We start from the raw sequence: 12,392 nt of genomic DNA, 5'->3' as shown, positions 1-12,392 counted from the left end.
TCACTCGCCCGTGAAGACCGGTGTGGTCTTTTCCATAAACGCCTTGCAAGCAGCCTGATGGTCTTTCGACTGACGCAGGATCGGCTGAAAGTCGATCTCGGCTCTCAGCGCGCCTTCCATGGTCGTCGCGGCGTTGGTCAGCGCGTCCTTCAGCAGCGCGACGCCGAGCGGCGGCAGTTCGGCGAGGCCGCGCGCCACTTCGATCGCCTTCGCGCGCGCAGTACCCGGCTCGACGACTTCGTTCGCAAGGTGGATCTTTACGGCCTTGTCTCCGTCGATCTCGGTGGCGAGCGAGAGCATCTCTCGCGCGCGAGCCATGCCGATGCGTTTCGGCAGCGTCCACAGAATGCCGGTATCCGGAATCAGCCCGACGCGCAGAAACGCCGCGCAAAACCGCGCAGTCGAAGCCGCGACGACGTAGTCGGTCGCCACCGCGAGCGACAGACCGGCGCCGAACGCCACGCCTTCCACCGCCGCCACGACCGGCTTCGGTCCAGCCTGCATTTCCCGCACCACGACGCACGACTCCGCCAGAATCTCGCGGCTTTGCAGGATCGTGCGCTTCGTCATCTCGGAGATGTCCGCGCCCGCGCAAAAGTGCTCGCCCGCGCCCGTGAGGACGATTGCGTGCGAATCCGGATCGTCGACCATCAGCCGATGCATGGTGTCGCGCAGCAACTGGCGCATCTGGCGTCCCATCGCGTTGCGGCGCCTGGGATTGTTCAGCGTCACGATCGCGACCGGTCCCTCGTGGGTCACCTCGATCAGCGACGTCACTTCGTTTTCTGCCGTTCGTTTTTCGCTCATATCGCCTTCCCTCAGTCGGCCACGAATACCGGCTTGCGCTTTTCCATGAAGGCGCTCACCGCCTCCTGGTGTTCGCGGCTGCGGCGCAGGATGGGCTGCAGGTTGACTTCGGCTTCGATCGCATCGTCGAGCGTGCGGATGCCCGTCGCGAGCGCGGCCTTCAGGTGCGCGGTGGCCACCGACGGCAGTTCCGCGTACTGTTGCGCCACCTTCAATGCGGCGTTCAGCGCTTCGCCGGGCTCTACGACCTGATTCGCAAAACCGCTCTCGCCTGCTTCGACGCCATTGAACTCGCGCGCACTCAGCATCAGTTCGCGTGCAAGACCGCCGCCCACGCGCTGCGACAGCGACCAATAGAGCCCCGTATCCGGCAGCAGCCCCACCTTGACGAACGCGCTCGCATATCGCGCGGCCGACGACGTGACGACGTAGTCGCAAGCGGCGGCGAGCGAGAGGCCGGCGCCGAACGCAAACCCCTCGACGGCGGCGACAACCGCTTTCGGTCCTTCGACCATCAGCCTGAAAATATCGAGCGGCAGTTCATTGCGCTGGCGGTATTCGAGTACCTTGCGCGCCTGCATCTCCGAGATGTCTCCGCCTGCGCAAAACGTATTGCCCGCGCCCGTCAATACGATCGCACGGCAAGTTTCCTCGTGATGCATCAGGCGATAAAGCTGCGCGTACAAGGTCTCGCGCATCTTCAACGAAAACGCGTTGCGCCGTTGCGGATAGTTCAATGTGACGATCGCGATCGCACCGTCTTGCCGGACCTGTACGATCTCTGCTGCATCGTTGCTGGTCTCTTCGCTCATCTGTCCGTCTCCTGTCGATCGGAGTTGGCGCTTTAGCGCCTACTCCGATCCCATGCAAAGAACTTACTCCGATCCCATGCAAAGCTGTTGACAGTGACCCTGGCGGGCGGCGTGTCTTACAGCGTTTCCTGTGTTCCGAGAATCACCGTGGCCTGGCTCGACAGCACGCCGCCGTTGCCGTGCGCGATCGCCAGCTTCGCGCCGGGGATCTGGCGCTCGCCGGCGCGGCCCGTCAATTGCCGCATCGATTCTTCCATCAGAAAGAGCCCATACATGCCAGGGTGAACGCAGGACAGACCGCCGCCGTTGGTGTTCACCGCGAGCCGGCCGCCCGGCGCGATGCCGCCGGCCGCGACGAAGTGGCCGCCTTCGCCTTTAGCGCAAAAGCCGAGGTCTTCGAGAAACAGAATGGTGTTGATCGTGAAAGCGTCGTAGAGCATCGCGACGTCGATATCGCCTGCTTTCACACCCGCCATCTCATACGCACGCCGGCCTGATTCCGCTGCGGCGGTCACCGTGAGGTCCGGCATGTTCGCGATTTCGCGGTGCGAGGTGGCCGAAGCCGCACCGAGCAGATAAACCGGCTTGTCGGTCAGATCGCGCGCCCGATCGGCGCGCACCATGACGACCGCCGCCGCGCCATCGGTCACGAGGCAGCAATCACGCACGGAAAGCGGGTCGGACACGAGGCGTGCGCCCATCACATCTTCGATCGACAACGGCGTACGCATGTACGCTTCCGGATTGAGCTGCGCCCACTTGCGCGCGGCTACCGCCACTTCGGCGAGATGCTCGCGCTTCGTGCCGTACTGATGCATATGCCGCGCCGCCGCAAGCGCATACGACGAAACCGGATTCATCGGCTTGTACGGGCTCTCCCACGGAGAGGGGCGCGACGATTGCACCAGCTTGCCCGCCGCGCTGCGCTGATTGCTTCCATATGCGATCAACGCAACGTCGATCTGTCCCGTGCACAACGCCATGGCCGCGGTGTGCGCGTAAATTTCGAACGCCGAGCCGCCGCTTCGATTGTTGTCGGTGAACCTCGGGTTAATACCGAGGTATTCGGCAAACGTGAGGCCCGAGAGCATGTCGTCCGGCGTACACACGAAAAGCCCGTCGACATCGCCAGGCGTCAGCCCTACCTGAGCCAGCGCGTCAACGGAGGCGCGCGCAGCAAGATCCAGCGACGACAAGCCAGGTGCTTCCCCAATGCCATAGGTGGCGCCTGCCACCAGTGCGGTACGCCCGCGCAAGTTGAATTCCATCGATCTACCTTTCATCGGTGCGACCGGCTCTTGACGGCCGGTTGCGGTTAGCGGGCGTCAGGCTGGTTCGAACACAAGCAGTGCCGCATCTCCCCGGTACACGATCTTCGCCTGCACGGGCATACCAATGCGCACGGCCTCTGGCTCGATGCCCTCTACACAGCTGAGCATGCGCACACCTTCTTCCAGATCGATCACGGCGACGTTGTAGCTTGGCGTGGGCGATTTCTGGCGCACCACGGTGGTGGAATAAACCGTGCCTTTCCCGCAGGCTTCGACCCACTCGAGGTCGCGCATCCCGGTAACCGGCTCAGCTACGCGCGGGTAGAACACATAGCGACCGCTGCTGCGGCTACGCTGGATCATCAAGCGGCCCTCGGCCAGAAACTTCTGATAATCGACTTCAGGACAAAGAGAGTCCATTCCCCGCTCCTCCAAATCGTTTTGCCATGGGCTCGCGCCGAATCGAGCCACTCTGTCGGGTCAAAATGGAACGCATAACCGAACACTGTTCCAAATCTTAAACGCATTGGAAGGACGCTGTCAACGCCGGGAAACCCCTGCCACGCCCCGCCGCGCAAGGCTGCAACTACATCTCGACCAAATTGCTGGCGCACCTCGGAGAAACCCGCGGCCGCAGGTTTCAGCGCTTGACGACCGGCAAGCGATTCGTTTAATTTATCGAACATTGTTCAATTACGTGAAGATACCGGGCGAGATTCGGAAGAGGTCGGCGGGGGCGACGTGTCCCCTCTCCGGTGACGAATCCGGGGCCGCCCCAGAAAAACCGCTAGCAAGAGAGCTCGAAGTGACATACGAACTAACAGACGACCAGGTTCAGATCCGCGACCTCATCCGCCGCGTCGCAAGGGAGCGCGTGGTGACACGCGCCGACGAGATCGACCGTACGGCCGAGTATCCGCACGACATGTACGCTCTGCTCAAGGAACTGGGCCTCTTCACGCTGCCGTTTCCCGAAGCGTATGGCGGCGCCGGCAGTTTGATGTCGGCCTGTATCGCCGTCGAGGAATTCGGGCGGGTTTGCTACAACACGGGCTATCTGCTGGTCGTGCAATGGACACCGTTCGGAGCCATTCTTGAAGGCGGCACCGACGAGCAGAAGGCTCGCCTTCTGCCTGGACTCGCCTCCGGTGACTTGCGCGGTGCGCTGTCGATTACCGAAGCGCAAAGCGGCTCCGACGTCTCGGGCATTCGCACCACGGCACGCCGCAAGAACGGCGGATATGTGCTCAACGGCTCGAAGATCTGGTGCACGAATTCGCATATCGCCGACTTCATTCTGGTCGCCGCCAGGACGCTCGATGAAGAAGGACAGCCGATCGGCATCAATCTATTCATCGTCGATCGCAACACGCCGGGTCTGACGATCGGCAATGAAGAAGACAAGATGGGCGCGCGCGGCGTCCCGTCGTGCCCTCTCTATTTCGACGACGCTTTCATCCGCACGGAAGATCGTCTCGGCCCCGAAGGCGGCCAGGGGTTCAAAGTGGCAATGGAGACGCTCAACACCAGCCGCCCCATCGTGGCCGCGCGCGCGGTAGGCATCGCGCAGGGCGCGATCGATCACACCGTCAAATTCATTCAGGACCGCGTTGCATTCGGTCAGAGCATCAGCAACTTTCAGGGCGTGCGCTGGATGATCGCTGACATGGTCACCCAGACCGAGGCTGCGCGCCAACTCGTCTATCGCACGGCGTCGCTCGTCGACGCGGGCGTCAGAGGCCGTGAACTCGCCCCCATGGCGGCGATGGCGAAGATGTTCGCATCGGATGTCGCGATGAAGGTCGCGACCGACGCCGTACAGCTTTTCGGCGCCGCGGGCATCTCCAACGAGTACCCGATCAATCGATATTTCCGCGACGCGAAGGTAGTGCAGATCATCGAGGGCACCAACCAGATTCAGCGCAACATCGTCGCGGACAACGTGCTCGGCCGCATCAAGAAGAACTGACGACGACAGCTGATCTAACAATCGAGCGACAACAACAGAGGACAGGCAATGGTAGAAATCGAAACGGTTGGTCTGGGGATTCACTGGGAGGATCTGCCCGTTGGACGCAAGTTCAAGACCGTAGGCCGGACGGTGACGGAAACGGATGTCGTGAACTTTGTTTCGGTGACCGGCATGCTGGAAGTCCTGTTCACCAACACCGAGTTCTTGCGCGAGCAATCCGCCATCAAGGGCCGTGTCGCGCCGGGAGCGCTGGTGTTTACGCTCATGGAAGGGCTACTCACGCAGGCCACCATGCAGGGCGTCGGCTTTGCGTTCCTGAACATGGAGCTCGACATCAAAGGCCCGACCTACGTGGGCGACACGATCCATGTCGAATGCGAAGTGATCGAATGCCGGCCTAGCAAGGGGCGTCCCGGCCTCGGGCTCGTGCGCACCCGCAACCGCGTGGTCAAGCAGGACGGCACGGAAGTGATGGTGTACACGCCGCTCAGGCTCGTTAAGGGCAAGGAGTACAAGGCCTGAGCATGGAAAATCCACAACAACCTCTCGAACAGGCGACCGGCCCGCTAGCCGGTGTCCGCGTGATCGATCTGACCATCAACGTGCTCGGTCCGGTCGCCACGCAGTTGCTCGGCGACATGGGCGCGGACGTCATCAAGATCGAACCGCCCGAAGGCGACCAGAACCGCAAGAACGGTCCCGGCCGCAATCCCGACATGGCCGTGTTCTATACGATCATGAACCGCAACAAGCGGAGCGTGATCCTGAACCTCAAGCTGGCCGAATGCCGCGAAGCGCTGCTCAAGCTCGTCGAGACCGCCGACGTGATCGTGCACAGCATGCGCCCGAGCGCGGCCGAGCGCCTCGGCATCGACTATGAGACGGTGCGGGCGCGCAATCCGCGCATCGTCTATGCGTCGGGCGCGGGCTATCGAATCGACGGTCCCTACAAGGACCGCCCCGCTTTCGATGACGTGATCCAGGGCGAGAGCGGCATCGCCTCGATGAACCGCGACACGGACGGCTCGCCGCGCTACTTTCCCACCGTGATCGTCGACAAGTTCTGCGGCTACGTGCTGGCGTCGTCGATCGGCATGGCGCTCTATCACCGCGAGCGGACCGGTGTCGGCCAACTCGTGCATGTGCCGATGTTCGAAACGATGCTGCAATTCAATCTGTTCGAGCATCTTTGGGAAGGTGCGCTGGGCTCCAATGACGGAACCGGTCTCGGCTATCCGCGCATGTTCTCGCCGCACCGCCGACCCTACGCGACAAAAGACGGGCATATCTGCCTGCTCGCCGTGAACAACGAGCAATGGCGCCGCGTACTGTGCGCAATCGATGCCGCGCATCTGCTCGAGGACCCGCGCTTCTGTCACATGACCGAGCGCATGCGCAACATCAACGAGCTGTACCGCATCGTCGGCGACGCGATCCGCAACAAGACGACCGCGGAATGGAACGCGATCTTCGCCTCCGCCGACGTGCCGCACGGCCCGGTACGCGACCTGAAAGACCTGATGCACGACGCGTACATCAAGGAGACCGGCTTCTTCCAGCGTTTCGAGCACCCAACCGAAGGCGACATGGTAATGACCTCGATACCGGTGCACTTCTCCGAGTCGCCCGGCAACGTTCGCTATCTGCCGCCGAATCTCGGCGAGCACAGCATCCAGGTTCTGATCGAAGCGGGTTACAGCGAAGACGAGGCCAGCTCGCTGCTCGCCCGGGCCACGGGAAAAGCCGACGAAGTTTCCGAAGCGCTGAGCAAGGATTAACTGGCGCGAAAGCGCCTCGCATATCACGGAGGGAATCAATGAAGGGGCTCAAGGAAAAGGTCGTCATCGTCACCGGCGCCGCAGGCGGGATCGGAACAGCCATCAGCAAGCGATTCGGCGAGGAAGGCTCGACCGTCGCGCTGTTCGATCTGAACGAAGAGGGCGCGGCGCGTGTTGCGGCGGAGATCGAAGCAGCGGGCGGCAAGGCGCGCGCGTACCGCGTCGACATCACGGACCACGAAGGCGTGCATGCCGCGGTGGCGAGAGTCGAAGAAGAACTGGGACCGATCGAGGTTCTCGTGAACAACGCCGGCTGGGACATGGGCGCATTTTTCCTGCAAACCGAGAAGCCGTTCTGGGACAAGGTGGTTGCGATCAACCTGTACGGACCGCTGAACATGCACCATGCCGTGCTGCGACGGATGTCCGAGCGCGGCCGCGGCCGTGTCGTCAATATCTCGTCGGATGCGGGGCGCGTGGGCTCCTCGATGGAAGCGGTGTACTCCTTCTGCAAGGGCGGCCTGATCGCATTCACGAAGACGATGGCGCGCGAAATGGCTCGCCAGATGATTCCCGTCAACGTCGTTTGCCCGGGTCCCACCGCGACCCCTCTTCTCGACAACCTCGCGCAAGGCGAGAAAGGCGAGCGCATCAAGGCGGCCCTCGTGAAGGCCGTACCGTTCGGCCGCATGGGCGACCCGAGCGACATCCCGGGCGTGGTTGCCTTCCTCGCGAGTGACGACGCCGCCTTCATCAGCGGCCAGGTCATCAGCGTGTCTGGCGGTTTGACGATGGCCGGCTAAAAGGCTCCGCTGCCGCAAACAACCAACAACATTGGACTACGACATGGAATTCAAGGACATCAGCTATCACGAGGCGGATGGGATCGCGACGATCACCATCAATCGCCCGAAGGTCTACAACGCATTCAGCGCCAACACCGTCGAAGAGCTCATCAAGGCTTTCGGCCTCGCGGGATGGAACAAGGATATCGGCGTCGTCGTGCTCACGGGTGCCGGCGACAAGGCATTCTGTACGGGCGGCGACCAGTCCGGCGACGGCTACAACGGGCGCGGCACCGTCGGTCTGCCGATCGAGGAACTGCAAAGCATCATCCGTGACATTCCGAAGCCCGTGATTGCCCGGGTGAACGGCTACGCAATCGGCGGCGGCAACGTGCTCGTGACGATCTGCGATCTCGCCATCGCTTCCGAGACCGCGGTGTTCGGCCAGGTCGGACCGAAGGTCGGGTCGGTCGATCCCGGTTTCGGTACCGCCTACCTCGCGCGCATCGTCGGCGAGAAGCGCGCGCGGGAAATCTGGTATCTGTGCCGCAAATACAGCGCGAAACAGGCGCTCGACTGGGGTCTCATCAATGCCGTCGTGCCGCCCGAACAGCTCGACGCCGAAACGAAGAAGATGTGTGACGAGATTCTGCAGATGAGTCCCACCGCTATTGCGCTGGCGAAGCGTTCGTTCAATATCGACACCGAGAATATCCGCGGTATCGGTGCGTTCGCAATGCAAGCGCTCGCGATGTACTACGACACGGATGAATCGAAGGAAGGCGGCAATGCATTCCGCGAAAAGCGCAAGCCGGAGTTCCGCAAGTACGTGAAGTAAGAGAAAGAAGAAGCGTGGGCGGCGAGCGTGCGAGCCGCCGCCCGTCCACCTCACTTCAAAGTCCGCACGAATGCATCGATTGTGAGGCGCCCGGAAGCGCTTGTCGTTTCCGGGCTCCTTTTTAGCAGTCCGCGCCCGCCCTCAGAACCGATAGTTCCATGCCTGGTTAATCCACCCTCGCTCGGCAACCTCTCCCCAAGCGAACCAAACGTCGGGTTCGCGTGTATCGCCAACACGGCGCGATCAGGGATGGCCCGCGGCATCGTCCTGCAACTGGCCGATGCGCATGAGATCGCGCGGGCAATCATCGCCCGCGACAGGAACCAGGCTCGCGGGCAGATTGCCGAGTCGTCGCGGGCATCAGGACGTGGCTCGAGTAGTGAGGGGCCACGCTGGCCGCTTCAACGATCGCCGATCTCGATCCATCGTCCGCTGCGGCCGGACTCGATCACCGCCTCCACTACCCGGTGCGCGTGGGCAGCCTCTTCGAAGCTCGGCGATGGTGTGCGCTCCTGCTTGATCGCTTCGAGCATGTCGTGAAACATCCAGCCCATCGACACCATGTACGACGGAGCATTCTGTTTCGAGAACCCCGTTCCCGGCACGGCGAAATAGTGCTCCGGGGTTTCGAGCCATTCGCCTGCGGCCGTGCCGAACTCGAACGGCTCCGGCTTGCCCGCATAGAGACGCGATGAAATGCCATCGCCGAACGTAGGATCGACGTAGAGCAGACGTCCTTTCGTTCCCCACAATTCGGCACGAATGCCAGGGCCGTCGGCGACGGCCCAGCTTGTCTGGATCGTGCCCAACGCGCCGTTTTCCATGCGCAACACGCCGCAGCCGAGATCGGCGGTGTCTGGCGCGTACGTGCTACCGTCCGGCAAACGCCATTGCTTGATGCCCGTCGTGTCCGACCCGGTCGCCGCCTTCACCCGGCCGAGCAATGGCATCAGAAACAGGACCATGTGGCTGCCGAAATTGCGCCATGCGCTGCCGCCGCTTGTGGATTCGGCTAACCACTTGTACGGCGACACGCCGCCGCCAGGATAGGAGGCGTGGGGATAAATGAAACCATCGTGGTTACGCAATGGCTGAAGAAGCTGAAAATTGAAACCGAGTGGCTCGCCAAGGAAGCCCTCTGAAACAAGCTTCAGCATGTGCATCGCCGCGGGCACCCAGCGGAACTGCGCGTCGACCACACCGACCAGCCCTTTTTTCGCGGCCAGTTCGCTCTGCGCGAGCGCATGTTCCGTATCGACCGCGAACGGCAGCGCGTCATAGACGTGCTTGCCCGCGTTGAGCGCGGCCATCACCATGTCATAGCGATACGAAGGCCGGCTGCCGACATCGATGATGTCGAGAGTGGGATCGGCGACGAGATCCGCCACGTCCCAATAGGCGCGCGGCACGCCGAAGGCTTTCGCCGCTGCTTCGGCGGTCTCGCGGTGCGCGGTGCAGACTGCCGCAACCTCCACATCCGGCAATAGCCGCCAGGCGCTGCCATGCACTTTCAGGCTCCAGTTGGCGCCGATGATGCCGATTCTGCGTGTCACGATCGTTTCTCCATGTCTCGTTGCTCCCTGTCGTTGGTCAAAGGCCTGTCGGCTCCAGCCGCCGCTTTGCCTCGGCGCGATAGCCGCTGATGATCGATTCGAACTCTCCCCAAACGCTTTGCGGCTGGTCGAAGTGCGTCGTGTCATCGATTTCGGCCAGATGTCGCTCGATGTCTTCCGGCGTAGGAGGACGGCCGTGCTGGCTCAACCACCCATCGGCCTCGCCGACGAAAACGCGTGCGAACCGCCCGCCCGTTGCCGTGTAGAGCGCGCGATTGGCCTTGCACCGTTCACTTGCCAGCCATATCGCCATCGGCACGACGAATTCGTTGCGGATGCCCGGCGCGACCAGTGCGAAATCTTCAGGCATACCGTCATGGAAATCGGCAGGCCATTCATCGCTGCCCTGACCGAGCCGGCTGGCGCCGCACGGGAGCAACGTGTTGACCTGAATGCCGTACTTCTCGCCTTCCGCGCCGATATTGTTCATCAGCCCCACCAAACCCGCTTTTGCGGCACCGTAGTTGGCTTGCCACACGGAACCGAACATCGCGGATGCGGAACTGGTGAGGACGATTCGCCCATATTTCGCGGCCTGCATCGCGCGCCACGCTGGCTGGCCCACATAAAATGCGGCCATCAGGTGAACATCCATGATCGAGCGAATCTGCTCGTCAGTGAGTTCCTCAAATGGCGCGTTGCGTAGAAATCCGGCGTTGTGAATGAGGACATCGACCCTGCCGAATGCGTTCAGCGCGGCGTCCACGATTGCAGTTCCACCGGCTCTCGTCGCGCAACTTTCATGGCAGGCGATCGCTTTGCCACCTGCGGTTCCGATTTCTTCGACGACACCCAGAGCCGCGCTCCGGGCACCGATGTCCGACAGCACATTGCCGCGCGGATCGGTTCCCAGATCGTTCACGACGACGGCGGCCCCACGCGCCGCCAACGCCTTCGCATAGTCGCGGCCCAATCCGCTTCCCGCGCCAGTCACGATCGCAACGCGGCCGTCGAAGCGAATTGTCGAATCCGCATCCAACACGTCCTGCGCGTTCATGCCGGCGCTCCGACATCGACGCGCAGTCGCTGCAGCTTCATGCTCTTGATATGCCATCGGCCGTCGATCTTCTCGTAGGTCTCGACATAGTGGCCGTAGCCGTGGAGCGTGCGATTCGGATATGCCGAGTCCGCTTCCCAGCGCAACATGTCTTCCATCGCCCAGATGCCGCTCGCCGTCGTGCCCGAAGTGATCTCGATTTCCGGACAATGGCCGTGATGAACACTCACGCATTCCGCAAGAGGAACACTGACTGCCTGTTCGATTTTTTCCCTGCCGACGAGAATGCATCCGGGCACGTCATCGCTGATATCGAACCGGGCATCAGACGCGAACACGGATTTGAATCCGTCCCAGTTCTTTGTGTCGATGCAACGGAAATAACGCGCTTTGAGTTGCTTGATCTCCTCGATTGCAACGAGCTTTTCGATGTCGGTCACTCGGGTTCCTCCATTGATCGACGCGGTCGCATCGGAGTCTTTACCGAAACCCGCTATCGCGTGTTCCGCTGATTGTCTTGATGTTCTTGATCAACAATAGCACCGCCAGTACCATTATTCAATACATGAGATCGCGACACGCTTCGGTCGCGCACATCACTAAACGAAAGGACAAGGCGAATGGGTATTCTGGATCGCAGAGGCGAACTTGAAGGTCGCAGAGCGGTGTTGATTGGCGGCGCCGCAGGAATTGGAAGGGCGGTCGCCCTGGCACTAGGCGAGGCCGGCGTCGATATCGCTTTGTGCGACATCGATGACGAAGGCATTGCGGACACATCGGCGCAATTGCGAGCGCTCGGCCGCCGCGTGTTCGGCATGCACGCGGATGCCACACAGCCAGAGCAGCTCGCGCAGTTCTATGACGCGACTGCGGGCTTCTTCGATGCGATCGATCTGCTCGTGAACGTGGTTGGCGGCACTCGTATGCAGCCCTTCATCGAACGTACGCAACGCGATTGTGCGGACGACATTCAGCGCAACTTCGGCTACGTGATTGAATCCATGCGTCACGCAGTACCGCTGCTACAGCGCAGCGGCCGTGGCGGCTCGATCGTGAACTTTACGACCATCGAAGCGCATCGCAGTGCCGGCGGCTTCGCAGTCTACGCTGGCGCGAAGGCCGCAACGACCCACTTCTCGAAGGCAATGGCCTGGGAGCTCGGTCCGCTCGGAATCCGCGTGAACCTGATTGCGCCCGACACGACGCCCAGCGCGGGCAACGCCGCCGCTATTCCCGAACCCTGGCGCTCGCTCAACGCCGATGCCCCGCCCGAGTGGTGGGCGAAGGCCTTCGAGATGTACATCCCGTTGCAAGCTCCTCCGAGTGCGGACGATCTGGCGAATGCCGTATTGTTCCTCGCGTCTGACCTTGCGAAATCGGTCACGGGTCAGGTGCTGCATGTGGATGGAGGCGCCGCGGCCGCCCTCGGCATGTTGCGCTGGCCATACGACGATGGCGCAACGCTCCCCGTTCCGATGGGCGGCACCTTGCGCAAACTGTTTGGCTAATGCCGTAACGG

13 protein-coding genes are annotated in these 12,392 nt (G+C 62.0%); 6 read left to right on the top strand and 7 right to left on the bottom strand.

Annotated elements, in window-relative coordinates; genetic code table 11:
* From AB3X94_RS12960 to AB3X94_RS12945, 4 genes are all read right to left on the bottom strand, one after another.
* Nucleotides 1-807 carry an enoyl-CoA hydratase/isomerase family protein gene (locus AB3X94_RS12960; protein ID WP_368611736.1) on the bottom strand — a complete coding sequence of 269 codons (807 nt, stop codon included), beginning with the start codon at nt 805-807 and terminating at the stop codon, nt 1-3.
* A gap of 11 nt (nt 808-818) precedes the next feature.
* On the bottom strand, nt 819-1,619 hold the full coding sequence (locus tag AB3X94_RS12955) for an enoyl-CoA hydratase/isomerase family protein (protein WP_368591446.1): 801 nt from the start codon (nt 1,617-1,619) through the stop codon (nt 819-821).
* 116 nt (nt 1,620-1,735) lie between these two features.
* Nucleotides 1,736-2,887: a thiolase gene (locus AB3X94_RS12950; protein ID WP_018436056.1), complete on the bottom strand. Its 1,152-nt coding sequence runs from the start codon at nt 2,885-2,887 to the stop codon at nt 1,736-1,738.
* Nucleotides 2,888-2,944: 57 nt separating this feature from the next.
* Nucleotides 2,945-3,310 carry a Zn-ribbon domain-containing OB-fold protein gene (locus AB3X94_RS12945; RefSeq protein WP_008917696.1) on the bottom strand — a complete coding sequence of 122 codons (366 nt, stop codon included), beginning with the start codon at nt 3,308-3,310 and terminating at the stop codon, nt 2,945-2,947.
* Between the two features lie 385 nt (nt 3,311-3,695).
* Here AB3X94_RS12945 and AB3X94_RS12940 point away from each other — a divergent pair, with 385 nt between their 5' ends.
* The 5 genes from AB3X94_RS12940 to AB3X94_RS12920 are packed head-to-tail and all read left to right on the top strand — an operon-like array spanning nt 3,696 to nt 8,263.
* The gene (locus tag AB3X94_RS12940) at nt 3,696-4,859 is read left to right on the top strand and encodes an acyl-CoA dehydrogenase family protein (RefSeq protein WP_368611735.1); all 1,164 of its coding nucleotides are present in this window, start codon (nt 3,696-3,698) and stop codon (nt 4,857-4,859) included.
* A gap of 48 nt (nt 4,860-4,907) precedes the next feature.
* Nucleotides 4,908-5,384 (top strand): MaoC/PaaZ C-terminal domain-containing protein, encoded by a 477-nt coding sequence (locus tag AB3X94_RS12935; RefSeq protein ID WP_176111382.1) that lies wholly within the window; start codon nt 4,908-4,910, stop codon nt 5,382-5,384.
* A 2-nt stretch (nt 5,385-5,386) separates the two neighbouring features.
* Nucleotides 5,387-6,640 (top strand): CaiB/BaiF CoA-transferase family protein, encoded by a 1,254-nt coding sequence (locus tag AB3X94_RS12930; RefSeq protein WP_176111383.1) that lies wholly within the window; start codon nt 5,387-5,389, stop codon nt 6,638-6,640.
* 38 nt (nt 6,641-6,678) lie between these two features.
* The gene (locus AB3X94_RS12925; RefSeq protein ID WP_176111384.1) at nt 6,679-7,443 is read left to right on the top strand and encodes a glucose 1-dehydrogenase; all 765 of its coding nucleotides are present in this window, start codon (nt 6,679-6,681) and stop codon (nt 7,441-7,443) included.
* Nucleotides 7,444-7,486: 43 nt separating this feature from the next.
* A complete protein-coding gene (locus AB3X94_RS12920; protein WP_176111385.1) occupies nt 7,487-8,263 on the top strand; it encodes an enoyl-CoA hydratase-related protein in 777 nt (258 codons plus the stop codon).
* 401 nt (nt 8,264-8,664) lie between these two features.
* Here the strand turns inward: AB3X94_RS12920 and AB3X94_RS12915 are convergent, their stop codons facing one another.
* The 3 genes from AB3X94_RS12915 to AB3X94_RS12905 are packed head-to-tail and all read right to left on the bottom strand — an operon-like array spanning nt 8,665 to nt 11,313.
* On the bottom strand, nt 8,665-9,816 hold the full coding sequence (locus AB3X94_RS12915) for a Gfo/Idh/MocA family protein (RefSeq protein ID WP_368611734.1): 1,152 nt from the start codon (nt 9,814-9,816) through the stop codon (nt 8,665-8,667).
* 37 nt (nt 9,817-9,853) lie between these two features.
* A complete protein-coding gene (locus tag AB3X94_RS12910) occupies nt 9,854-10,873 on the bottom strand; it encodes an SDR family NAD(P)-dependent oxidoreductase (protein WP_368611733.1) in 1,020 nt (339 codons plus the stop codon).
* Nucleotides 10,870-11,313 (bottom strand): nuclear transport factor 2 family protein, encoded by a 444-nt coding sequence (locus tag AB3X94_RS12905; protein WP_368611732.1) that lies wholly within the window; start codon nt 11,311-11,313, stop codon nt 10,870-10,872. Before AB3X94_RS12905 ends, AB3X94_RS12910 begins: the two co-directional genes overlap by 4 nt.
* A 180-nt stretch (nt 11,314-11,493) precedes the next feature.
* Between AB3X94_RS12905 and AB3X94_RS12900 the strand changes: the two genes are divergently transcribed.
* Nucleotides 11,494-12,381: an SDR family NAD(P)-dependent oxidoreductase gene (locus AB3X94_RS12900; RefSeq protein ID WP_176111389.1), complete on the top strand. Its 888-nt coding sequence runs from the start codon at nt 11,494-11,496 to the stop codon at nt 12,379-12,381.
* Nucleotides 12,382-12,392: the final 11 nt, after the last annotated feature.

Origin of the sequence: Paraburkholderia sp. BR10923 (assembly GCF_040948765.1) — a bacterium.
Taxonomy (GTDB): domain Bacteria; phylum Pseudomonadota; class Gammaproteobacteria; order Burkholderiales; family Burkholderiaceae; genus Paraburkholderia; species Paraburkholderia youngii.
Note: the sequence above shows the minus strand (reverse complement) of the source record. Positions and strands in the feature narration are given on the sequence as shown.

What these genes read in the sequence shown, in the direction of transcription:
- AB3X94_RS12920 (WP_176111385.1), top strand. Translation starts at nt 7,487, where the DNA reads ATGGAATTCAAGGACATCAGCTATCACGAGGCGGATGGGATCGCGACG.
- AB3X94_RS12960 (WP_368611736.1), bottom strand. Translation starts at nt 807, where the DNA reads ATGAGCGAAAAACGAACGGCAGAAAACGAAGTGACGTCGCTGATCGAG.
- AB3X94_RS12910 (WP_368611733.1), bottom strand. Translation starts at nt 10,873, where the DNA reads ATGAACGCGCAGGACGTGTTGGATGCGGATTCGACAATTCGCTTCGAC.
- AB3X94_RS12900 (WP_176111389.1), top strand. Translation starts at nt 11,494, where the DNA reads ATGGGTATTCTGGATCGCAGAGGCGAACTTGAAGGTCGCAGAGCGGTG.
- AB3X94_RS12925 (WP_176111384.1), top strand. Translation starts at nt 6,679, where the DNA reads ATGAAGGGGCTCAAGGAAAAGGTCGTCATCGTCACCGGCGCCGCAGGC.
- AB3X94_RS12945 (WP_008917696.1), bottom strand. Translation starts at nt 3,310, where the DNA reads ATGGACTCTCTTTGTCCTGAAGTCGATTATCAGAAGTTTCTGGCCGAG.
- AB3X94_RS12955 (WP_368591446.1), bottom strand. Translation starts at nt 1,619, where the DNA reads ATGAGCGAAGAGACCAGCAACGATGCAGCAGAGATCGTACAGGTCCGG.
- AB3X94_RS12950 (WP_018436056.1), bottom strand. Translation starts at nt 2,887, where the DNA reads ATGGAATTCAACTTGCGCGGGCGTACCGCACTGGTGGCAGGCGCCACC.
- AB3X94_RS12935 (WP_176111382.1), top strand. Translation starts at nt 4,908, where the DNA reads ATGGTAGAAATCGAAACGGTTGGTCTGGGGATTCACTGGGAGGATCTG.
- AB3X94_RS12930 (WP_176111383.1), top strand. Translation starts at nt 5,387, where the DNA reads ATGGAAAATCCACAACAACCTCTCGAACAGGCGACCGGCCCGCTAGCC.